Source organism: Vibrio echinoideorum, from assembly GCF_024347455.1.
GTDB lineage: Bacteria > Pseudomonadota > Gammaproteobacteria > Enterobacterales > Vibrionaceae > Vibrio > Vibrio echinoideorum.
The window spans coordinates 1,096,114-1,119,321 of the sequence record NZ_AP025484.1 but is presented as its reverse complement, the minus strand read 5'-3'; the positions used below and the strand labels follow the sequence as shown (position 1 = coordinate 1,119,321).

Annotated in this window: 20 protein-coding genes; 8 read left to right on the top strand and 12 right to left on the bottom strand. The window is 43.7% G+C overall.

The window, feature by feature from the left end; all coding sequences use genetic code 11:
• Positions 1 to 70 precede the first annotated feature (70 nt).
• Positions 71 to 1,657 (bottom strand): BCCT family transporter, encoded by a 1,587-nt coding sequence (locus OCV36_RS21210; RefSeq protein ID WP_017091848.1) that lies wholly within the window; start codon positions 1,655 to 1,657, stop codon positions 71 to 73.
• A gap of 450 nt (positions 1,658 to 2,107) precedes the next feature.
• Here OCV36_RS21210 and OCV36_RS21205 point away from each other — a divergent pair, with 450 nt between their 5' ends.
• On the top strand, positions 2,108 to 5,275 hold the full coding sequence (locus OCV36_RS21205) for a chitinase C-terminal domain-containing protein (RefSeq protein WP_135455179.1): 3,168 nt from the start codon (positions 2,108 to 2,110) through the stop codon (positions 5,273 to 5,275).
• Positions 5,276 to 5,560: 285 nt separating this feature from the next.
• Positions 5,561 to 7,024, top strand: coding sequence for a sensor domain-containing diguanylate cyclase (locus tag OCV36_RS21200; RefSeq protein WP_135455178.1), 1,464 nt, complete (start codon positions 5,561 to 5,563; stop codon positions 7,022 to 7,024).
• A gap of 135 nt (positions 7,025 to 7,159) precedes the next feature.
• Here the strand turns inward: OCV36_RS21200 and OCV36_RS21195 are convergent, their stop codons facing one another.
• A complete protein-coding gene (locus tag OCV36_RS21195) occupies positions 7,160 to 7,414 on the bottom strand; it encodes a YgjV family protein (protein ID WP_010430226.1) in 255 nt (84 codons plus the stop codon).
• Positions 7,415 to 7,682: 268 nt separating this feature from the next.
• Here OCV36_RS21195 and OCV36_RS21190 point away from each other — a divergent pair, with 268 nt between their 5' ends.
• The 3 genes from OCV36_RS21190 (at position 7,683) to OCV36_RS21180 (ending at position 10,078) form a co-directional block, all read left to right on the top strand.
• Positions 7,683 to 8,270 (top strand): DUF4136 domain-containing protein, encoded by a 588-nt coding sequence (locus OCV36_RS21190; protein WP_135455176.1) that lies wholly within the window; start codon positions 7,683 to 7,685, stop codon positions 8,268 to 8,270.
• A 165-nt stretch (positions 8,271 to 8,435) separates the two neighbouring features.
• Positions 8,436 to 9,620 carry a D-alanyl-D-alanine carboxypeptidase family protein gene (locus OCV36_RS21185; RefSeq protein WP_017076091.1) on the top strand — a complete coding sequence of 395 codons (1,185 nt, stop codon included), beginning with the start codon at positions 8,436 to 8,438 and terminating at the stop codon, positions 9,618 to 9,620.
• A 164-nt stretch (positions 9,621 to 9,784) separates the two neighbouring features.
• Entirely contained in the window at positions 9,785 to 10,078 is a 294-nt protein-coding gene (locus tag OCV36_RS21180; RefSeq protein ID WP_017076090.1) for a YkgJ family cysteine cluster protein, read from the top strand.
• Here OCV36_RS21180 and OCV36_RS21175 read toward each other — a convergent pair.
• Positions 10,075 to 10,971 (bottom strand): LysR family transcriptional regulator, encoded by an 897-nt coding sequence (locus OCV36_RS21175; protein WP_135455174.1) that lies wholly within the window; start codon positions 10,969 to 10,971, stop codon positions 10,075 to 10,077. The genes OCV36_RS21180 and OCV36_RS21175 overlap by 4 nt on opposite strands.
• 104 nt (positions 10,972 to 11,075) lie before the next feature.
• Here OCV36_RS21175 and OCV36_RS21170 point away from each other — a divergent pair, with 104 nt between their 5' ends.
• Positions 11,076 to 11,459, top strand: a complete 384-nt coding sequence (locus OCV36_RS21170; protein ID WP_135455172.1) for a DoxX family protein — start codon at positions 11,076 to 11,078, stop codon at positions 11,457 to 11,459.
• A gap of 88 nt (positions 11,460 to 11,547) precedes the next feature.
• Here the strand turns inward: OCV36_RS21170 and OCV36_RS21165 are convergent, their stop codons facing one another.
• From OCV36_RS21165 to OCV36_RS21140, 6 genes are all read right to left on the bottom strand, one after another.
• Positions 11,548 to 13,230, bottom strand: a complete 1,683-nt coding sequence (locus OCV36_RS21165) for an RluA family pseudouridine synthase (protein ID WP_135455170.1) — start codon at positions 13,228 to 13,230, stop codon at positions 11,548 to 11,550.
• Positions 13,231 to 13,381: 151 nt separating this feature from the next.
• Complete coding sequence (locus OCV36_RS21160; protein ID WP_135455169.1) at positions 13,382 to 14,002, bottom strand: glutathione S-transferase family protein; 621 nt, start codon at positions 14,000 to 14,002, stop codon at positions 13,382 to 13,384.
• A gap of 34 nt (positions 14,003 to 14,036) precedes the next feature.
• The gene (locus OCV36_RS21155) at positions 14,037 to 15,068 is read right to left on the bottom strand and encodes an NADP-dependent oxidoreductase (protein ID WP_135455167.1); all 1,032 of its coding nucleotides are present in this window, start codon (positions 15,066 to 15,068) and stop codon (positions 14,037 to 14,039) included.
• Positions 15,069 to 15,204: 136 nt separating this feature from the next.
• Positions 15,205 to 15,795 carry a TetR/AcrR family transcriptional regulator gene (locus OCV36_RS21150; protein ID WP_065206233.1) on the bottom strand — a complete coding sequence of 197 codons (591 nt, stop codon included), beginning with the start codon at positions 15,793 to 15,795 and terminating at the stop codon, positions 15,205 to 15,207.
• 234 nt (positions 15,796 to 16,029) lie between these two features.
• A complete protein-coding gene (locus OCV36_RS21145) occupies positions 16,030 to 16,503 on the bottom strand; it encodes an FKBP-type peptidyl-prolyl cis-trans isomerase (protein ID WP_135455165.1) in 474 nt (157 codons plus the stop codon).
• A 57-nt stretch (positions 16,504 to 16,560) separates the two neighbouring features.
• Positions 16,561 to 17,187, bottom strand: coding sequence for a thioredoxin domain-containing protein (locus OCV36_RS21140; RefSeq protein WP_065206232.1), 627 nt, complete (start codon positions 17,185 to 17,187; stop codon positions 16,561 to 16,563).
• 258 nt (positions 17,188 to 17,445) lie between these two features.
• On the opposite strand from OCV36_RS21140, the gene OCV36_RS21135 reads away from it, so the two are divergent.
• On the top strand, positions 17,446 to 18,081 hold the full coding sequence (locus OCV36_RS21135; RefSeq protein WP_135455367.1) for an OmpA family protein: 636 nt from the start codon (positions 17,446 to 17,448) through the stop codon (positions 18,079 to 18,081).
• Between the two features lie 175 nt (positions 18,082 to 18,256).
• On the opposite strand, the gene OCV36_RS21130 is transcribed toward OCV36_RS21135, so the two are convergent.
• Both OCV36_RS21130 and norR read right to left on the bottom strand, forming a co-directional pair.
• A complete protein-coding gene (locus tag OCV36_RS21130; RefSeq protein ID WP_029225193.1) occupies positions 18,257 to 18,616 on the bottom strand; it encodes a glutaredoxin family protein in 360 nt (119 codons plus the stop codon).
• Positions 18,617 to 18,705: 89 nt separating this feature from the next.
• The gene (gene norR / locus OCV36_RS21125; RefSeq protein WP_135455163.1) at positions 18,706 to 20,298 is read right to left on the bottom strand and encodes a nitric oxide reductase transcriptional regulator NorR; all 1,593 of its coding nucleotides are present in this window, start codon (positions 20,296 to 20,298) and stop codon (positions 18,706 to 18,708) included.
• Positions 20,299 to 20,648: 350 nt separating this feature from the next.
• On the opposite strand from norR, the gene hmpA reads away from it, so the two are divergent.
• A complete protein-coding gene (gene hmpA, locus OCV36_RS21120) occupies positions 20,649 to 21,845 on the top strand; it encodes an NO-inducible flavohemoprotein (protein ID WP_135455161.1) in 1,197 nt (398 codons plus the stop codon).
• Between the two features lie 157 nt (positions 21,846 to 22,002).
• Here the strand turns inward: hmpA and OCV36_RS21115 are convergent, their stop codons facing one another.
• On the bottom strand, positions 22,003 to 22,983 hold the full coding sequence (locus OCV36_RS21115) for a TDT family transporter (RefSeq protein ID WP_017076077.1): 981 nt from the start codon (positions 22,981 to 22,983) through the stop codon (positions 22,003 to 22,005).
• Positions 22,984 to 23,208 lie beyond the last annotated feature (225 nt).

Below are 23,208 nucleotides of genomic sequence, written 5' to 3'. Positions count from 1 at the left end.
GCCACTCAGGTGAATCACTTGAGTGGCTTTTTAGTATTCTACGTTATCCGAAACTAAATCGGGTCAGGCATTAAACGAGACCTTGATCTCTGGCCATCTGCTTCGCGATTTTCGGTGCGTGCCATAGACACGGCAACAAGATGAACGATACAGGAACCGCAGTGATTACAATGAATGACTGTAGAGCGGAGATCCCGCCAGAACCCATTGAGATAAGCGCGATAGCTACTGCACCCATGATGATACCCCAGAAGGTACGTACGGCTGCGTTTGGCTCTGTAGTGCCTGTCATTACCACACTGATGGTGTAAGTCATCGAGTCACCTGTTGTCACGATGAACGTGGTCGTCAGGATAAGGAACAGAATCGCAATCAAAGTAGGGAACGGCAGTTGAGCGGTAATTGCCAGTAGCACAGCAGGAAGGTTAAAGCCTTCGAACGCGCTAGAAATTACGCCTGGGTTCTCTAATTCAAACGCTAGACCACTACCACCAACGATGCTGAACCAAAAACATGTTACTAGCGGTGCAACGATGCTGATAGAAACGATCATTTGGCGAATCGTACGGCCACGTGAGATACGAGCAATAAAGATCGCCATCATCGGACCATAGCCTAAGAACCAACCCCAGAAGAATACCGTCCAGCCACCTAGCCACGCTGTATCTTGGCGGTACAGTGCCATTGGGATGAAGTTATCCACCATTTCGCCCATACCTTGTAGGTAGCCATCAATGATGAAGCTCGTTGGGCCTACTAGCAGAATGTAGCCGATTAGGCACACTGATAAGATGATGTTGTAACGGCTAACCAGTTGGATACCTTTGTTCACGCCACTCAATGCAGACAGTGTGTACATTGCGATAGCGAAAACGATAACCACACTTTGAGTTGCAAAGCTGTCGGAAATACCAAACAGTTCGCTCAACGCGTAGCTGATTTGCAGTCCAAGGAAACCGATAGGGCCGATAGTACCTGCAGCTACAGCGACGATGCTGCACGCGTCGACTACGTTACCAATCCAGCTGTTGATTGCTTTGTCGCCAAGTACTGGGTAAAGCAGCGTGCGTGGCTTAAGAGGAAGACCTTTGTCGTAATGCAGGTGCATTAACACGATGGAAGACAAACCACCTAAGATTGCCCATGCAAGGAAGCCCCAGTGCATGAAAGATTGTGATAGGGCGTTGAACGCCATCGCTTGAGGATCAGCGTTGCCATAAAGTGGCGGAGCTGAAACAAAGTGAGCAATAGGCTCTGCGGCTGCCCAGAACACACCACCGCCGGCTAGCAGCGTACAGAGGACGATAGACATCCATTTAAAGGTGGTCATTTCAGGGAGAGCAAGCGTTCCTAAACGAACGTGGCCTGTGCGTCCTAGTGCAAGCACTAAGCCGATAATGAAATTGAGTAGTAGTAGGACTTGCCAGAAAGCACCGAACCACTTAGTTGAGTAACTAAAGCCGATGTTTACAAGTTCGGACAACACGGAGGTGTTGGTGAAAGCAAGGACAACAAAGAGGGTTAAAAAACTCCCACTAAGCCAAAATACTGGGTTTCCGAGTTCCAGTTTTTCACCCAAAGATTGAGCTTTATTGAAATCGATAGAAGTAGCTTCTGCGTTGATGTTTTCGTTGGCGACTTGCGTCAAGTTGGACATTATTTCTTCGCTATATTTGGCTCTTTCAAGCCTATGTATTTCTCCCACACTTGCATAGAAGTGTGAGGTTCGTCAAAAAAGCCGCAGATACTAACACATTTGTTATCAAAAGGTGGGCGAATTCCAAAAAGAAAGCCAAATCGACTGTAAATCTCTACTTTTTGGTTAGTTTTGATACGAATTTTTTCTCAACGCTGAGTCACATTTCTGATTTTTGAGACATTATTTTTTAGCTTTCCGAAATAAATTAATATTAGTTGTTGGTGCAAAATAAGTGTCGACTCATTGCATGTTATAAACAAATTAATGCGAGTCATTTTATAAATAGAGAATATTTTAGGTGTTAAATTTGCGTTGTTACCTACAGTTGTTTTGCGAAGAGATTTAAGTGGTGAGTAAAGTTCCATTTAAATTAAACATCTTGAAACAACAACTTAAGGGATAGCTAACATGCACCTAAACCAAGGAAGAGTGGCCAAGAAGGTTTTTACACTCAGTACTCTCACCGCGTCATGCTTAATGGCGTTCAATAGCTATGCGGCTGTGGATTGCTCAACGTTAGAAACGTGGGACTCTGCCACTGTATATACCGGTGGTGATCAGGTTTCACATGACGGCAGCGCGTACTCAGCAAACTACTGGAATCAAAATAACAACCCAAGCCAATTTGAAGGCGATTACGCACAATGGAAGAAAGTCGATGTGTGTAGTGGTAATGGCGGTGGTGGTACACCAAACGAAGCACCAACGGCTTCATTAACAACGCCAACAGCATCAGATGTGATTGTTGAAGGCGACAATGTCGTATTAAGCGCAACAGCACTGGACGCTGATGGTAGTGTTGCTTCCGTAGAATTCTTTGTTGATGGTTCTTCGGTCGCGGTTGTGACAGCGGCACCATTTGAAGCAACGTGGGCTGCAATGTCGGGTAATCATCAGGTTTCTGTTGTCGCGACAGACAACGAAGGTGCGGCAAGCCTTGCTAGTGAAGTTTCAGTGGTTGTTGATTCAGCTCTGCCAGGAAATAAAGCACCGACAGTTTCGGTTGCGCTTTCAGCAGCTTCGGTCGATGTTGGTGGTGTAGTAACGCTTACCGCAACAGCAGCAGACAGCGATGGCACGGTTGATAAGGTAGATTTCTATGTGGCAGGCGCTCTTATTGGCACAGCTGCAACTAGCCCTTACACGCTTGATTACACAACCACTCAAGCGGGTTCTTTAGCGGTTTATGCGAAAGCGACTGACAATCAAGGCGCAACGACAGATTCAGCGCTGGCTTCTTTGACGGTGAATGGCGCTCCAACAGTGAGCACATGTCGCCCTGATGGCTTGTATCAAACTCAAGGTGTCGATGTTCCTTACTGTACGATTTACGATGATGAAGGTCGTGAGAAAATGGGCGCGGATCACCCACGTCGTGTCATTGGTTACTTCACAAGTTGGCGTGCAGGGGACGACCCACAAGCTGCTTACCTAGTAAATGACATCCCTTGGGAACAACTTACACACATTAACTACGCTTTCGTGAGCATTGGCTCAGATGGCAAAGTAAACGTGGGTGATGTGAATGATCCGAACAACGCAGCGGTTGGTAAAGAGTGGCCGGGCGTTGAAGTTGATCCTACCTTAGGCTTCAAAGGTCACTTCGGTGCATTAGCGACCGCTAAGAAAAAACACGATGTTAAGACGTTAATATCAATCGGTGGTTGGGCTGAAACCGGTGGTCACTTCGCCACTGACGGTAGCCGAGTGGCTGATGGTGGTTTCTACACAATGACGACCAACGCCGACGGTTCTATTAACCATCAAGGTATCGAAACATTCGCCACTTCCGCGGTGGAAATGCTGCGTAAATACCAATTCGATGGTCTAGATATCGATTACGAATACCCAACCTCTATGGCGGGTGCCGGTAATCCGTACGACAAAGACTTCATGGAGCCACGTCGTCAATACTTATGGGCTTCGTACCAAGTCTTGATGAAAGTGCTACGTGAGAAGCTTGATGCTGCCTCTGCGCAAGATGGCAATCATTACATGTTAACGATCGCGGCGCCTTCTTCTGGTTACCTGTTGCGCGGTATGGAAACGTTCGATGTGACTAAGTACCTCGATTACGTAAACATCATGTCTTACGACCTTCACGGTGCGTGGAACGATCACGTAGGTCATAACGCAGCCTTGTTTGATACGGGTAAAGATTCAGAGTTAGCACAGTGGAACGTTTACGGCACTGCGGCTTACGGTGGTATCGGTTATCTGAACACTGATTGGGCTTACCATTACTTCCGTGGTTCTATGCCGGCAGGTCGTATTAATATCGGTGTGCCTTACTACACACGTGGTTGGCAAGGTGTAACCGGAGGCGAAAATGGTCTTTGGGGCCGAGCTGCACTTCCAAACCAAGCTGAATGTTCAGCAGGTACGGGGGAAGGTGAGAAGAATAACTGTGGTCATGGCGCAATTGGTATCGACAATATGTGGCACGATACCGATCCGAAAGGCAACGAAATGGGCGCGGGTTCTAACCCAATGTGGCACGCGAAGAACCTAGAGAAAGGCATTTGGGGTTCTTATGCAGAGGCTTACAAGCTTGATCCTGTGAATGATCCATCTGATGTTCTAACAGGCACTTACACGCGTAACTACGACAGCGTGGCGGTTGCTCCTTGGTTGTGGAACGCAGAGAAGGGCGTATTCCTTTCAACGGAAGATAAAGATTCTATCAACGTGAAAGCAGACTACGTTATCGACAAAGAGATCGGCGGTATCATGTTCTGGGAACTAGCAGGGGATTACAACTGTTATGTACTCGATGAAAGTGGCAACCGAACGTCTATCGATACGACAGAACAAGCGTGTAACAGCGGTAACGGTGAGTTCCACATGGGTAACACCATGACGAAAGCTATCTACGATAAGTTTAAGTCTGCGACCCCATACGGAAACAAGGTAGCGACGGGCGCTATCCCGACAGAAGCACTAGATATTACGGTATCAGTTGGTGGCTTCAAAGTCGGTGACCAAAACTACCCAATTAACCCTAAGATCACGTTTACAAACAACACAGGCCAAGCACTTCCGGGCGGTACCGAATTCCAATTCGATATCCCAGTGTCAGCACCTGATAACGCGAAAGATCAATCGGGTGGTGGTTTAACTGTGATTGCTTCGGGTCATACTCGTGCGGATAACATTGGTGGATTAGATGGCACCATGCACCGAGTGGCGTTTACTTTGCCTACATGGGAAGAGCTTCCAGCAGGTGGCGTGTATGAGCTAGATATGGTGTATTACTTGCCAATCTCAGGCCCTGCTAACTATGCAGTGAGCGTGAACGGAGTCGATTATGCCTTTAGCTTTGAGCAACCAGACCTACCATTAGGTGATATCAGTTCAGGTGGCGGTAACCCTGGCGATGGTGGCACCAACCCAGGTACATGTGATACAGCCGGTTTAGCGGTTTACCCAGACTTACCTCAGAAAGATTGGGCGGGTAACCCAAGCCATGCAAACACTGGCGACCAAGTGGTTCATAACGGTAGTATTTACCAAGCGAACTGGTGGACAAGTTCTGAACCGGGTAGTGATGGTAGCTGGACTCAGGTTTGTTCTTAATTTAATGCTAACTAATCCATTTATAGACAATAGATCGCAGTAAATACGAATGCTTTTAAGTCTATTTATCAGGGTTTTAGTGTAATTTAAGTAATCAACTTCAACGTAAAATTAAAACGCCGAACTGAATCCAGTTCGGCGTTTTTGCTTTAAGTCACAGATTGCGTATAGAAACCCTTAAAAATATCGACACTCGTTCAGTAAAAAATAAAACCATGATATAAAACAGTCTGTATATAAGAGAAGTCACAGCGTTACCTAAAATTATAAATCTATGGGGTAATCTTGAAAGTCAGACGTAAATACATTCTTAGTTTTTCCATTGCGATCGCCATTGTGTCGATGATTCTTTCAGCCTTTCAATTTAACCGAACTGAAAGGTCATTGTTGGAATCCAACCAGCTATTTTTTCGAACAATTGTGAATGCGAGTTACGATATTGTCGACACAACTGTTAATGAGGCGATAAAGACATATCTCAAAGGAATTACCGATACCGTTGCGTCCCATGTATGGCATGCCACATCGGAACAAGAAATCGAACAGGTAAGCCAGATCGCCAGTGAACTCCACATTGGACAATCAGGTTATATCTATTTGATGTCACCGCAAGGCGTTCACCTCTACCATCCTTTCTTGCAAGGCAAGAAGCGCGGGCATCTTACTCATATCCAAAAGCAGCTCAGTATCGACTCCGGTATGATCGAATACTTTCACGCGAATCCTCATGAGATAAGCCGGCGTGCAAAAGTGGCCTATTCGATGAGGCTATCGAGTGGCAATACTTTGGTCGCGACGACCTATAAAGAAGAATTGATGTATTTGGTTGATCTTGAAGGCTTAAAAGATAAGCTGAGAAAGTACGCATTCGGTGATAGCGGATATGTGTACATTATTGATCTTCAGGGTAACTTAGTACTTCATCCTGATTATGAACACAAGTCATTGAAAGCCTTAATAGGCTACTCGTCCGAACTGCTTATTGATCGAATCGCAACTCAGCCAGAAGGTCACTTTAGCTACACGGTTTCCAGTGATAATGGCACGACCAACAAAAACGTCTTCTATAAGTTTTACCCCTATCTGAATTGGGTTATTTCCGCAGGTATCTTAGAGCAAGAGCTCAATCGAAATCACAGCCTACTATTCATTAGTTTGATGGCTTTGGTTGTGAGTTTGCTGAGTATTATTGTCGTGTTGGTGCTTTACCTGCGGCATCGTCATCTTAAAATCTTAGATGTTGCGAGCCTCGATTACCTTACTGGTCTTCCTAGTCGGCGGAGTTTTATCGAGCACTTAAAACTGAACGTTGCTCAAAGTTCGCCTTATCCGCTAATAAATGTCGGTGTCATTTTGCTTGATATTGACCATTTCAAGCGGGTGAACGATCAATACGGTCATACTCAAGGCGATAGGGTTATCTGTGAGGTCGCAAAATCACTCAAGAGATTTGTTAATCGTCGTCGCTTGATTGCACGCTATGGCGGTGAAGAGTTTATTTTGGTGACGTTTGATTGTGATGAGCGTGAGTTATTCGAATTGTCTGAGGCACTAAGACGAAGTGTTGAGCAACTGCAGGGTTTGGTATCACCTGTGACAATCAGTGCTGGCTGTTGTCACGCTCGAGCGCTAACTGATATTGAAACGGCTATCGATAAAGCTGACAAAGCGCTTTATCAAGCAAAAGAGAGGGGACGTAACAACACCCAGACGTATCGAAAGAACGAATATCGCGTTGCTTACATGTGATCAGTTGAAATAATCGATGTCTTCAAACGCTGGAAAATTGGAAATCATGCTCTTGAGAACGACAGACACAAAAAAGCCCAAATAGAACGCTCTATTTGGGCTTTTTCAGAAATATTTGAAATGCTAATCGCTAATTTAAGCTTTCGCTGCTTTCATCGCTTCCGTTTTTTTTTCCTTTTGCATTTTTGCAAGGAAGTAGATGTTTACACAAGCGATGAAACCGTTGGTCGCGACCACTGGCCATGCGTCAATCATAACGCCGTATGCTGTAAAGAGAGTACAGCCAATAAAGTTAAGGACACGCAGACGAACGATGTCTTTCATTGTTAATGAAATTGCGACCATAATAGACGCAGCGTAACCTAAAATTTCAACCATATTGAATTCCATTGTTTGACCCTCTTAAATTTGCCGATACTTTGTCGGTACCAATTCTTCTCTTCATGAGATGATTGAGGAAGCTCCGTGCCTCGAATGGTCTGGTTATGTTTTACGGGGTAGACTATACCAAGTCTGTTTTTGTGATTAAACCCCCAAAATTGGCAGAAGTGAAGGTTAGCGATTACGCAAACGTTTAATGACCTTTCTATTAACATAATTACTAATTATGTTGGAAGTTGAATTGATAGTTATTCTTATATAGGTAAGGAAGCCACGAATGATAAAACGATCCATTTATGCAACAAAAAACATATTGAAAATAGCATTGTTGGCTTTGTTAGCGATGGGGTTAGCTGCATGTACTACACAAGAATTAGCAACAACGCACAACTATGGTGTGGTCACTAGTGGTGACTTTGATTTCATGAAGCATGGAGTCGTTACATATTCGTGGCATCCTGAATCTGAGAAGGTTTACCTTTCTCAAAAATACGATAAGACGGTTGTTACTGATCTAGTACGCGATGTGATTCAACAACAACTTTCAACGAAAGGTTATCAGTTGAAGCAAGATGGTGTTGGTGACGTCGTCGTCGGCTTTGGATTAGCTGAAGAATCAGTACTTAATGATGACTCGATTTTTGATGCTATTAAGCTTTCAACGGGGGTGCCGTTTTATGATGGAGATGGGAAATTAGCAGAGAAAGGGTCGTTATATATTGCCTTTTTTGTTCCTAACTCTGAAATCGTACAATGGCAGGCGTTAGCACAGTCTGGTATTCAAGCTGACTTAGAGCCAAATGAAAGCAAACAGCGCATTGCGGGTTTTGTTGAGATGCTATTTAGACGTATGCCTGAGCGGTGAAATCATTGAACTGGTCAATATTACTTGTTGAAAAAATGGTCAGATCGCAGATTATACTTTTTTATTTGTAACGAACGGTACAAATACGTAAAGCAACGTAAAGTTCGCGCTTCTTTTGCTAGCATTTGTCTATACTGCACAAAACGTTAACTTAGGTTTGATTCAATGAAACTGTTTTCCAAATACTCTCTCCCTCTATTAAGTATATTCATTGTAAGTAACGCAGCGATGGTAAGTAATGCAGCTATCGCAGCACCCTCTATAGTACCAAGCCCACCGAGCCTAGGCGCAAAAGGGTATGTGTTAATTGATTTTAATTCTGGTGATGTGCTGGTAGAAAAAAACGCCCACACTAAGCTAAACCCAGCAAGCTTGACCAAACTGATGACCAGCTATGTGGCTGGGCAAGAGATGAAGCGAGGCAATATCTCGGCTGACGATCAGGTACGAATCAGCGAGAACGCGTGGGCGAAGAACTTCCCTGATTCTTCAAAAATGTTCATCGAAGTGAATACCGATGTAGCAATGATGGACCTTTACCGTGGCTTGATTATTCAATCAGGTAACGACGCGAGTGTTGCGATTGCAGAACACGTCGCGGGCTCACAAGATGCTTTTGTTGATTTGATGAACTCTTGGGCTACGTCTCTGAAACTAGAAAACACCCATTTTGCGAACGCACACGGTTTAGACGCTGACGATTTGTATTCGACGCCTTACGATATTGCACTACTAGGCCGTGCCATTATTCGTGACTTACCGGATGTGTATGGCTTATACAGCGAACGTTCGTTTAGTTACAACGGCATCACACAACACAACCGTAATGGCTTACTGCGTGATAGAAGCTTGACGGTTGATGGCATGAAAACGGGCTATACCTCTGGCGCTGGCTACAGTTTAGCGAGTTCAGCGACACAAGGAGAGATGAGACTTATCGCGGTTGTTATGGGTGCATCAAGCGTTAAGAGCCGTGAGTCAGACAGTAAACAGTTATTAAGCTATGGCTTTCGTTTCTTTGACACGCTAAACCCACATCAAGGTGGAGATGAAGTCGCTGAAGAGAAGGTATGGTTTGGTGCCAAAGATACATTGAAGCTGGGTGTTGCAGAAGACACGTTTATTACGCTTCCAAAGTCAGACAGTAAAAAGCTAACAGCATCGATTGAACTTGATTCTGAGTTGAAGGCGCCGATTACAGAAGGTCAAACACTAGGTGTGGTTCATTACACGGTAGATGGTGAAGATGTTCAAACTCAGCCATTGATTGCGCTAGAGGCTGTTGAACAAGGTGGGATATTCAAACGTCTAATGGACTACGTTAAGTTGTTTTTCGCGAGCCTATTCTAAATAGAGTATTTACCGATCGAAAAAATAATCTAATGGGTGTTGTGAGTGAATCACAGCGCCCATTGTTATTTCTAGATCCATGAAAACGCCGTCACCTGCTTTCTTTATTAGCCGTAGCGGGCGGTTTCGATTACTATACGCAAAATTTAGCAGTGTAATCACTTATGACCATAGAGATAAAGAACGTAACCGAACCTGAAGTAACATGTGCCAACTGCCAGGCATGCTGTTGTCGTCTAGAGGTTATGATCATCACAGATACAGGCGTTCCTGAAGAGCATATTGCTTATGACGAGTGGGGTGGAGAAACCATGCTGAGATTAGACGATGGCTGGTGTTCTGCAGTAGATAGAGAAACACTGATGTGTACTATTTACGAGAATCGACCTTGGATCTGTCGTGAGTTCGAAATGGGCTCATACGAATGTGTAGAACAACGCACCGATGTGATGGGCTAATCGTTCGTAGAGCTTAGATGCTCCGCAAGAAAATCGATAAAAACTCGAATTCGTTGGGGCAAATATTCACTCGCATGATACACCGCGTACATGGGTAAGTAGTTGTTGCTCCATTGTTCTAATAACTGCGTTAATTCCCCATTCTCTACAAATTCTTTGCCCATCCAATCCGGTAAAGCAACCACACCTAAACCTTGTCTAGCCATTTTAAGTAACATTTCTGGGCTATCTGATGTGAAGATTTGATTCACTTTCACACTGCTGAATTGGCGGTTTTTATCCGTAAAGCGCCACTCGTTAGCGGGGCTCATTAGTGAATAAGTTAGACAATGGTGTTTATTAAGTTCTTGTGGGTGTTTCGGTATTCCGTGCTTGTGGAGGTAGTTTGGTGATGCGAAATATTGAACGTTGTTATTGAATAGGAATCGAGCCTTTAAACCGGAATCTTTGAGCTGTGACGCTCGAATCGCAACATCAATATTATGTTCATTGAGGTTAATTATACGGTCGTCGACGCTAAGGTTAATGCGGATACCCGGATGTTGCTCAATGAACGCTTGGAGCAGCTCGCTAAGTAACATTGATGAAAAGGCGCTGGGCGCGGATATTTTCAATTCACCTTCTACAGACTCGGTTTCTCGCTTGAGCTGACTTTCTATTGCAGACATTTCTTCTAGGAAGCGGACACAATAAGTGAGGTAGTCTTTGCCTGCATGGGTTAGGGATATTTTGCGACTGTTTCGCTGAAACAACGTCATTGCCAAATCATTTTCTAACCACGCAATCTTTTTACTGACGGCACTTTGTGTCATGTCGAGTTTATTGGCAGTAGCAGTAAAGCTGTTCAGCTGCGCAGTTTCCACGAAGATACGAATACACTCAATTTTATCCATCTTACTCACCTTGTGTTTATCTATTCCAATTTGGAATCTTTACTATCATGAAACTAGCATTTATCACCTTAATTATGAATGATTAAATAACATCGTTGAAATTAATGATTCTTATAGAGGTAGACGGAATGAGTACAGTAATAAGTATTTTGATGGTGATGTTCTTTGTGTTGGCGAGCTCAATCAAGACGCTTGGTTGGCAAAGGAAGGTCTTTGAAATTCAGCTTGGTTTCTTTAGAAGCTATGGCTTGAATAGAATGATCATGTTTCTCGTGGGGTTAGTCGAATTGACAGGAGCAGCTCTTTTGATTTTAGCCCTATGTGACATCTCACCAGAACATACTCAATTGATGGGTGGTGCAATATTGGGGGCTACTTCGATAGGGGCGCTTTATTTCCACTTACGCTTTGATACTTGGAAGGACGGTATTCCCGCGATGGTCACTTTATTGTGTTCAAGCTTTTTAGTCTTAGATTTCTGGTACTAATGTCTTGGTCTTTCGACCTAGGGTTGAAAGCTTATTTACAGGACATTTGAGAAGCGTAGGGCTCGAAAGCCCCACGCTAAAGATTGGATTAAAACTCTGACGGCACTTCAAACTCGATCCACTCGCCAGTTGTAGGGTGAATCAGTTTTAGGTAGCCCGCATGAAGGTGTAAGCGCTCACGTTTGTAACCATAGAGATCATCACCTCGGATTGGTACACCAAGGCCCGACGGGTGAGCGCAATGCACGCGTAGCTGATGGGTTCGGCCTGTTTTCGGATACAGATGAACCTTGGTTTTACCATTGTTGGTGCTGACCGCTTCCCAATGAGTTTCAGCGTTACGTCCATGTTCATGGCAAACCAATTGTCTTGGTCTGTCTGTTATGTCGCCGCGCAAGGGCAGGCTAATATCGCCAGATTTGCCGTCGATTTCACCATCTAACAGAGCTGTATATCGTTTCTCGACGGTTCTATCAATGAATTGCTTCTGAATGTGCTTGTTTGACTCCGCCGTGAGCGCTAAGATCAACAAGCCTGACGTCGACATGTCTAATCTATGGATGATCAAAGGCCCTGTCGCATTCGGGTAACGCGCTTTAATGCGTGTATAAACCGAGTCTTCGATAAACTTACCGGGAACCGACAAGAACTCTTCAGGCTTATTTACTACTACGATTTCTTCATCTTCATAAACAATATCAAACGACTTACCTACCGCAGGGTTCACGATAAGCGGGTTATCTTCTAATTCGATGCCATTCAGTTGGTGATCGAGGATCTCGAAGCTTTTACTTTGGCAAACAGGGTATAGGTTTCCGTGTTGGCGGATAACAGCCATCGGAGGTAACCCCCACCAAAACTCAGACAATGCTAATGGCTTAAACCCGTGTTCAAAAGCAAAATTAAGCAGTTTAGGTAGGCAACAGTCGCCAGAGCCTTCAAGTGCGTCTTTGCCATTTAACAATTCAAGTAGGCTTTTTGATTCGAGAGCTTGGTTGATAAAGCGATAGTGAGACAAACGCTGCGCTTCCAATTCAGCTGAGATTGCTTGGTACTCTTGTTTACGGTTTTTCAGTTCGCTTTCTATCGAATCAACTTGTGATTGGCGTTCTGCAACCTTTTGCTTCCATTCGATGCGAAGTGCTTTTAAGTCTCGCTTTTCTTGACTGCTTTGGTTACCTAATTGCTTGAGTAGGTTTGCTGCCGATTCTAGATTTCCCAATGCCTTTTCTTGATTGGCTTGCTCTCTGAGTTCGTTACGCTGAGCTTTGTTCGCGACCATTGTTAACTGAAAGGCTTCTATAGCTTGCGCTGATTCGACTTTTAACTGTTCAAGTTCAGCCACTAATACGTCTAGATTATGCGACTGTTGTAACTTTTCAATGTCATCCGCTAGTTGCGATTGGTGAGCAAGGTTTACATGGTTTTGAGATGGAAACTTTTCTGAGTCGAATGCTGATGGGACAAAACTGATATTTTCTAACTGAGAGGCTAATGATGGATCTAACCGCAGGCCTGAAAACGCAGACAAGTAACCTAATTCTTGTGTGGTTGGATTCTGAACAAGAAGAACAGCGTAGAGATTACCTTGCGAGGTTTCGTTTACACCACAGTCGATGAACGACTGTTGAAGCTGCAGTATAGCTAATTCACACGTAGGGTGCGAGGTATAGTAATACGGAAACGTAAACCGAGTCGGTATCGACAAGTCTTGAGTCGCAGTTTGGTTTAAGGGAAGCAGTGGTGTGTATTGATCAAGGTTTGCTGACATGAAAATCAAACTCTATGGCTGTTCAGTTAGAGTTCGATATTGTTGTCGAAATGAAGGCAAATGAGAAGCCAAAGCGAAAGATAAATCGGCTTTGGCTTCATTTAGTTGCTTGTGCTTATCCTAAGCGCGTCCGAGCTTGAGTGAAACTCGATCAGTTCGAGTGTTCTAGCTCTACTTGCTCTGCTTTTTGGTAAGCTGGGTGGTCAGCCAAAAGCTTACCGTATTTAGCAATGTTAGGGTAAAGCGCAGTTGCACCAAAGTTACCAACGATTTCTACGATGAACGACATCATGAAATCAGCACCTGTAAGTGTGTCTGCAACTAAGTAGGTTTTACCTTCAAGTGCATTATTCACGTAAGTTAAGATCTTTTGGTTTTCATCGTCAGCGTAGCCGCCAAGGAAATTAGTCTCGCAACCGTCTTTCATCACAAAGATTTTAAGCAGCATCGGCAAAATACCTGAACTCTCAGCAAAATGTAGCCACTGTGAATATTCTACGTAGTCTGCTGTTCCGCGCACAGGTGCAAACTTGCCTTGACCATATTTATCGATTAGGTATTCAGTGATAGCGCCAGATTCAGTGATCACGATGCCATCGTCTTCAATGACAGGAGATTTACCCAACGGGTGAACAGACTTCAATTCTGGCGGTGCTAAAAACGTGACACTGTCTCGTTGGTATGGTTTGATTTGGTAATCAACACCAAGCTCTTCCAATAACCAGATGATACGCTTTGAGCGTGATTTGTTTAGGTGATGTAAAGTAATCATTATTCTGCCTATTTTACTGTTTCAGCTGATTGAGTTATTTAGCTTCGTTAGTTTTGATAACAAGCTTACCGAAGTTTTGGCCTTCTAATAGACCCATGAATGCTTGTGGTGCCTCGTCTAGACCTTCAATTAGGTGCTCACGATAGTGCATATTGCCTTGAGACAACCATTCTGTCATTTGAACAGCAAACTCGTTATAACGGTGCGCGTAGTCATCAAAGATAATGAAGCCTTGCATCTTAATACGCTTAACCAGCAGCGTACCCATAAGGCTAGACATGCGATCTGGGCCTTCAGGCAGTGATGTTGCGTTGTATTGTGAAATAAGGCCACAAACAGGAATGCGAGCGCCGGTGTTAAGCAATGGCATTACGGCATCGAAAACCTTGCCGCCAACGTTTTCAAAATAAACGTCGATGCCGTTGTCACATGCTTTAGCCAGTTGCTCCGCGAAGTCGTCAGCTTTGTGGTCGATACAGTCATCAAAGCCAAGCACGTCTTTCGCGTACTGACACTTATCTTGACCACCAGCAACGCCGATAACACGACAGCCTTTTAGTTTGCCGATTTGTCCAACGGTTGCGCCTACTGCACCTGTTGCCGCCGCAACGACTAGAGTGTCGCCTTGTTTAGGTTGGCCGATATCAAGCAAACCCATATAAGCCGTAAAGCCAGGCATACCCATAATGCCAAGTGCATAAGAAGGGTGCGTTGGTTCTTTGCCTAGTTTGATGAGGCCTTCACCGTTAGACACACCAAGATCTTGCCAACCTGTGTAAGCCAGTACCCATTCGCCGATTTCAAAATCACTGTTGTTTGATTCTTCAACCTGACACACGGTTGCACCAACCATCACTTCGTCAATCGCAACTGGATCAGCGTAAGATTTAGCATCGCTCATTCGACCGCGCATGTAAGGGTCAAGAGAAAGATAAACTGAGCGAAGTAACATTTCACCATCTTGAATCGCTGGTGCGGCTACGGTTTCTAATCGAAAGTTATCTTGAGTGGGTGCGCCAACTGGGCGAGAAGCCAATACGATGCGGCGGTTGTCTTGTTGAGTCATTGGATGTCCTTAATTTTAATGTATTCATCTAGAATTAGACCAGTCGTCTAGTCTTATTGTCTAAAAAGCCCGCCGTCATCAAATTGATAAAAGGGCGGGTAATCTGTCGTTAGTAAGGACTAAACACAGTACGTGGTTAGTTTTTACCTTTTAAAATCTGTTGGGTTAGGTTTAAAGCTGATTCTAAGCTGTGTGAATTCTGGCTTAGTTTGCTCAATAAGCTTGCACCCAACCACATAGAATATAGATTTTGAGCGGTTTCTTGGCTGTCTTTAACCTTAATGGAGCCATCTTCAATACCACCAGCAACACAGTGTTGTATCGTAGAGGTCACTTTTTCAGCCCCTTTTAGTAAGGCTTGGCGCATAGGATCAGAAAGATCAGAAACCTCAGCGCTGAGTTTAACGACTAAGCATTTATGAGCGTTACAGGTACCGTTTTCAATCTGTGACCATCGAGTGAAATAACTGATAATTCTCTGGTAATGGTTGCCTTCACCATGAACCAAAATAGTTTCAACTCTGCTGATGTAAGTCTCAAAATAGTGTTGGATAAGAGCCTCGCCAAATTGCTCTTTCGATTTAAAGTAGTGGTAAAACGACCCTTTCGGCACGTCCGCTTCTTTAAGCAATTGCGATAGGCCAACGCCTGTAAAGCCGTTATTCACTATTAATTGGTAGCCAACATCTAAAACATGCAGGCGTGTGTCATTCGTTTTATCGTTCATGGGCGTTACTATAAGTTAAATTAGACCAGTCGTCTAGTCGTTGGATTTCGATTGTGTTATTTGCTCTTTCTATTCTCTGGGGTGTCATTTCTGAAGAGGTTAGCTTTTGAAGGTATAATCTTGTCGTGGTTAAATAGGATTCAACCACTCAAGCGTTCACATATAAAAAAGCCCTAACATGGTTCGCATGTTGGGGCTTAAATTGATGAACTTGGTTGCTTGAGAGCAATTCGGTTATTGAATAGCGATTAACTCAACATCAAAAATCAGAGCTGATGATGGTGGAATAGGGCCTGAACCGCCTTTTCCGTAAGCCAATGTGCTTGGGATAAACAAGCGAACTTTTTGACCTTCAACCATGTAAGTTAACCCTTCTTGCCAGCCTTTAATCACTTGTTTAAGAGCAAATGAGATTGGCTCGCCACGCTCAACAGAGCTATCGAAAACAGTGCCGTCGATAAGTGTACCGTGGTAATGAACGGTTACTTTGCTGTTCTTTGTTGGGTGCTCAGTGCCAGTGCCTTCTTCAAGAACAAGGTATTGAAGACCACTTTTAGTTGTAATTACACCTTCTTTAGTGCCGTTATCAACAAGGAACTGTTGGCCTTGCTCGAAGTTTTCGTCACCAGACTTATGATTCATCCAAGTACGATAAATCATGAAACCCGCCAAAAGAAAGACAATGACCGGGATGATAAATTTAGACATAGTAAAACCTATTTATAGTTAATGCTGAGTTCGCTAATCAATCGACTAAGGTCGTGATTATGGTTGAGTCAAAAGGTAGTTAATCGTTTTTGCAATGCCAGCAACGTCTTGATGACCAGCTGTCAGTACCTGGTATTTACCATTGATGATAAACGTTGGTACTGAATTGATTTGACCTTTTACTGAGATTTCTTCTGCCTTTTTAACATAATCAAAAAGAGCAACTTGTTGTTCTTTATTCAATTGGTATGGGCTTACCAAACCGCGAGAAGTAAACGCTGTTTCTAGAGCTTGTTGGCGTTGTTCTGGCGTTGCGTCTGCACCCATTTGAACGGCACCAAATAGGTCGTCCATGAAGGCGTGATCAGGTGTTGCGTCAAGCTGCATTACCGCGGTGTAGTAGATCATCGCGCTGATTTGAGCACTTTCATTAAACGTTACGTGCATCTTGCCAATAGTTTGATCGGTTAGAGACTCAATTTCTGGAATTGCACTTTCCATTTGACGGCAGTGACCACAGTTAAGAGAGAAGATTTCAGTGATCGGAGACAGATTAAATTCAGTTAGAGCAGTTGGAAGAGCTTCGTACTGAACGCCTTTTTGTGGTTCGTCTGTTTCACTGCAACCCGCAATGATAAGTACTGCAGCGATTGCTGTGATGAATTTAGTAAATGGTTTAAACATAATGTTTGCTCGAGCGTTGAGAAGTCGTGAGATTCTAACTATTTAGTAGGAATTGGAAAACAATTATAAGGTAAATAAATGCAAACAGTTCGAACAACCGGGTGATGGCAGGCTAGTTGACGGTTAACTGTGATCAAAAGCACTTTTTTATTACGTACTTTCATTTTGTCTAAAGTTTTTCTCTAGGTGCCGATATAGACATTAGTGAATGGTTTATCTGCATGAGTGGTTGGTGAAGTAATGAGATATTTAGCGATAATGTTAAGCATAGCTTTGGCTGGGTGTGAAACGACGTTACCAATGGGTATGTTAGGTGACGATATGCTAGAAACTGCGCCACAAACGGACTACGATCTAATGCACCCTGAATGGGGTGTGGTTCAAACAACACATGTAGCGAGTAATCGAGGTTACGCAATTCAAAACAACTCTCATCAACAAACCACTATTACAACTAATTACGGGCGCGGGGTTTCGACCAATGACCCACTAGAAGTTTTTCTAAGACAAAACCGTATCGATTTTGAGGTATTACCTGGCAATCATGTGATGGTAAAACTTGAGCAACATGTGAACTTCAAAACAGGTTCCGCATTCCCTGAGCCAGTTTACAATCAGTGGTTGGATACTCTAGGCAGTTACCTTTCTCAGCGCCAAGATATCGATGTTGTGATTGAAGGACACACAGACAACACTGGTAGTGAACGTGTTAATGACCCTTTATCAGAGCAGCGCGCAAAAGAAGTGAAAGCTCGATTGGAAAGTCATTACGTTTCAAGTCGCTCTATTTATACTCGCGGTTTTGGTGAATACGTTCCGGCTTGTAACAATGCTTCTGCACAAGGTAAAGCGTGTAATCGTCGCGTAGAACTCATGTTGATTGTTGCTAAATAGTCGTTAGAAGATTTAGCTTAAAAAGCAAAAGCAAAAGCAAAAGCAAAAGCAAAAGCAAAAGCAAAAGCAAAAAGCCTTTTAGCGAATGGTTCACGAGATTAGCTGAAAGCACAGACATAAAAAATCCCTCTCTGTAGAGGGATTTTTTGTATCTGACTTCATTAAGCGTGATTGCTTAAGCGAACTGCTTCTCTAAGTAAGTAACGATATCTGAAGACTCGTACATCCACTCAGTTTTACCGTCTTTTTCAATACGTAGACAAGGCACTTTCACACGACCGCCACCAGCTTCAAGCTCTGAACGGTGCTGCTCGTTGTTTTTTGCATCACGAAGTTCAAACTGAACCGATTGACGTTTCATCGCGCGGCGTACTTTTACACAAAATGGGCACGCTTCGAATTGGTATAACGTGTGCGTTTTTGCTTGCTCATTCACTTTGCTTTGCTCATCTTGAGAACGTTTCACACCACGTGGGCTGAAAACAAAATTCAATAGCAAGATGACACGACCTAAAAACCAACGAATAAACTTCATAACTCTCTCTACATATTTAAAATTAGCGTTACAATTTGCAGCATTATATACACAAGTTTTGTCAGATGCTCGCAACAAACCGCTAATATCTATTTTGTCCGTTCGATCGTGTGAGACTTAGCCACATTTAACCCTAAACGTTTGGATAGTCGGGTTAGGTTTGCTCTATCTGTTTTTAAAATTCGCCCTGCTTGTGCCCAGTTAAAATTAGCATCTTCCAATACTTCAGTAATAATGCTGCGTTGGAAATCATCCGTCGCCCCACGTAAACCTGAAGAAAGGTCAATCGTTGGCGTCGATAACGGCGTGTTTTTTACTTGTGTGGTCGCTATTGGCTGATCTTGGTCGAGTGGGCCGCAATCTTCTTTAGTAATTGTTACCAAGTTCTTGTTGGTGCTACGCGCGAGTGCTTTAAGTGCTGAGCGACTGATCACGTGTTCAAGTTCACGTACGTTACCTGGCCAACCGTAACGGTTCAGGAAAACAAGCACATCAGATCGAAATTTAACTTGGTTAATACCAAGCTTACGACGTGCCTGCTCTAGGAAGAAACCCGCTAACAAACTGATGTCGTCACCGCGTTCTTTAAGTGCTGGTACTGCGATAGGGTAAACACTGAGTCTGTGGTACAAATCGGCACGGAATCTGCCATCCTCGACTTCTTTTTTCAAATCACGGTTGGTTGCCGCCAATACGCGCACATCAATGGTTTGAATATTGTCTTGACCAACTGGCTGTATTTCATTGTTTTGTAGCGCACGCAGTAGCTTGCTTTGTGCAGCTAACGGGAGTTCACCGATTTCATCAAGAAACAGTGTGCCACCATCGGCTAATGCAAATTTACCTAGACGGTTTTTGTCTGCACCGGTAAAGGCGCCACGTACGTGACCAAACAGTTCACTCTCTACTAAGTTCTCAGGAATTGCAGCACAGTTTACATAAACTAAGGGCTTACGTTTACGCTGTGATTGATGGTGCAGTGTACGAGCCACTAATTCTTTACCCACACCAGTATCACCGTGAATCAAGATATTAAATTCAGAAGGGGCAACCACTGCAATGTCGTTTTTAAGCGCCATCATAGTATCGCTTTTACCAATTAGTTCGCCGCCGTCGCGTTCCCACGCTTCTACATTTAACTCTTCTAATAACTGTTTAGATTGCTTTGCTTGATGCTCAAGTTGCGAGAAAGTCATCGCCATTTGCATCGTAGAAGCTGCAATGGCCGCGAGTACTTCTAGATTACGGGCGGGGATATTTGCGAATACATCGGGTTTCAGGCTGTCTAGTGTCAGAACACCTAACAGCTTGTCACCAAAAAGCAAAGGTAACCCCATACAAGCATGCATTGGCAAATCACCATCATGGTCGATCAGCAAGCCATCGAAAGGATCAGGCAGTGAGCTGTCAGAGTCAAAACGAACAGGAGAACGTGATGCGCAGATTTCATCAAAACGTGGGTGTTCCGAAATGATAAAGCGACGGCCGAATGTATCTCGACTGAGCCCTTGCATCGCGATAGGTACTAGCGTGTCACCTTGAAGGCTTAAAAGCGCGACACAATCACACGTGATTGTTTTACGAATGGCATCGATTAGGCGATTGAAACGGTCTTGATCGTTCACACCGCTGGCTAAACCAATGGTCATTTCCATGAGAGTGGATGCTGAGATATCTTGCATAAAGGGCTCATACTGTTTGTATTTTTATACATGGTAGAGTCTTTGTGACACAAAAAAAAGGTCTTTTTGACTTAATTTAGAAATGATTTTTTGAAAGGATGCTAGGCAGAGCTAGCTTTCGCATGTTGGCACCGTTTGTGCAATGTGTCCATCACGTGTTGTCTATATGACTGAATAACTGACTCATTGTTGATTTGAATCAATTAATGAGTATTTATCAGTCCACGTAATTCTCATAACAAAATGTAGCCATAGAGCTCATTGAGAAAGAATTGGTATAAAGTCACCTTTAAATAAAACTAGTCAATTTGACATCAACGGTCATAAGACTAAGTGTTCGGAGTAAATCAATGCTAAACAATCTACATATCAACATCATCAAATCGACGATTCCTCTTTTAGAAAGCGCAGGCCCTGCTTTAACTCAACACTTCTATCAACGTATGTTCGCGCATAACCCTGAATTGAAAGATATCTTCAACATGACTCACCAAAGAACAGGTCGCCAAGGTGTGGCACTGTTTGAAGCTATTGCGGCTTATGCTAAGAATATTGAAAACCTAGCAGCGTTAACCACTGCGGTTGAACGTATTGCACAGAAACACACAAGCTTTAACATCCAACCAGAACATTACCAAATTGTTGGTTTGCACCTGATTGAAACACTGCGCGAATTGGCAACTGAAGCCTTTACTCCAGAAGTAGAAGAAGCATGGACTGCCGCTTACCTATTTTTAGCGCAAGTATTCATCGACCGTGAAGCTGAGCTTTACCTTCAACGCAAGCAAGCTGTGGGTGGCTGGGAAGCTGCACGTACGTTTGTTATTGCAAACAAGATCGAAGAGTCTGCATTGGTTACAAGCTTTATTTTAGAGCCAAAAGACGGTGGCGAAGTTCTTGATTACACACCAGGTCAATACATCGGTATTGAAGTAAAACCTGAAGGTTCTCAATACAGTGAAATTCGTCAATATTCACTGTCTGACAAGCCAAACGGCAAGCAATACCGTATCTCTGTGAAACGTGAAGGCCAGGGCCAAGAGACACAAGGTGTGGTATCTAACCACATGCACGATACTGTCGCTATTGGTGATGAAGTAAGTCTATATGCGCCAGCGGGCGATTTTATGTATCAAGAACGCCGCAAACCAGTAACGCTGATTTCTGCGGGTGTTGGCGTAACACCAATGCAGTCTATGCTTGAGTTCTTAAACAATGAACAGAAAAACGAACCTGTACTTTACCTTCACGCGTGTGAAAACGTAGGCCAACATTCTTTCACGACTCGCGTTAAAGATATTGTTGCCGACAAAGGTTGGGCAGCGAAAACGTGGTACATGAAGAAAGATGAGTCTGCATGTGAGAACACGCATGAAGGTCAAATGGATCTAGCGTCTATCTCTGATACTAACGGCTTTGAAGAGAGCGACTTCTACATCTGTGGTCCTGTTGGCTTCATGAAGAACATCGTGGAACAACTAGACGTACTTAAAGTTGATCGTTCACGCGTGCACTACGAAGTATTTGGCCCTCACGCTAATTTCTAATATAGCACTCGCATGATCTACTAACACTCGCTTGAACTATTAAAACCTTGCCTATTCAAAAGCCTCACAGTGTGAGGCTTTTTTTTGAGTTAACTGTCTAAATATACGGAAAGTAGGAAGTCATTATGGAATCAAGCTGGATCCAATTGATTTCAAATTAAAGTCGCTTGATCTTTTTAGACATATATTCAGCATCAAAAAACTCCGGCCAGTACATTTTCACGTAACCGCCAGCGACCCAAATAACTAAAATGGTGGCAATAGTTAGTTCAAAGAAACCGAATTTGTGCAGCCAATACCATTGTGGGTATTCTGCGCCGAAAAACGTAGTCAAACGGTGCATAGCTATGGCACTGATCACTGAAGGGAAGGTGACGGCTGCAATCGAAGGTTGGAATTTCAGACGCATCAACCGGATATAACACAGATAGATCAACAGTGTCATGGTGATGGCAATACCTGCCAACGCGCCTGTCAGAATCGGGTCTGGATTGTCGAAGTTAACTAAGTAAGCGGCTAAAGACAGGTTTACAGGAGCCGCCATAATGGCCAGTGTTGGCCTTGCTCGACGAGGAAGGTTTCCTTCGAATACCAAGCGGTACAACACCACTGGCAGCATGAGAAAATAGATACCGATACAAGTGGCCGCAAGTGTTTCTGAAAAAACGGTGTGCCCAAATTGTGTACCTGCTAAGGAGCTGCTGATTAACCCCACCGGATACAGAAACCAACTCGGTACAATGTTCGACATTTTGAAGTTGATGATCTGGAAGCTAAAGAACAACACCATCATGGTAAAATGCAACAATAACGCGCAGAACCAGACTGGATAAGCAATGACTGGAGAGATTTCGGCTAGATAGTCACACAGAATCAATAAAGCCATGCTCATCGGCGCCATTAAGCTACCACTTAACGGATGACGTATATCATTTAAGAAGGTATTAAAACTCGTTAGGTAGCGAAGTAAAACAGGAAGTAATAATAGAGCGCCCAACGAAGCGAGGTAGGGGCGAGTGATTTCACCAATACCTGGTACATATAAAGCCCACGCCTGTCCTAATCCAATTACTCCAAGTGCTAAAGACGCCTGAGATGGCGGCACATTTTTTACTTGGGTTAATCTTCTCCAATTCAACGACTTGCTCCAACTTAATTATTTATAGAATGCGGGTTACTAAAGGTGTATGAGTTAATTATTGAATGTTTGCTCTAGCTAGAGCGTTCAGTTATGCCATCAATAGATGTTAAGAGCACTCAAATAATTTTGAGTGGATGATAGCAAGTTTAACGTTTGCTTTTTTGATTTTGATGCGGAATCGGGACATTAAGCACGAGGAAAGTGTGCTTTATTTTTTTGAGT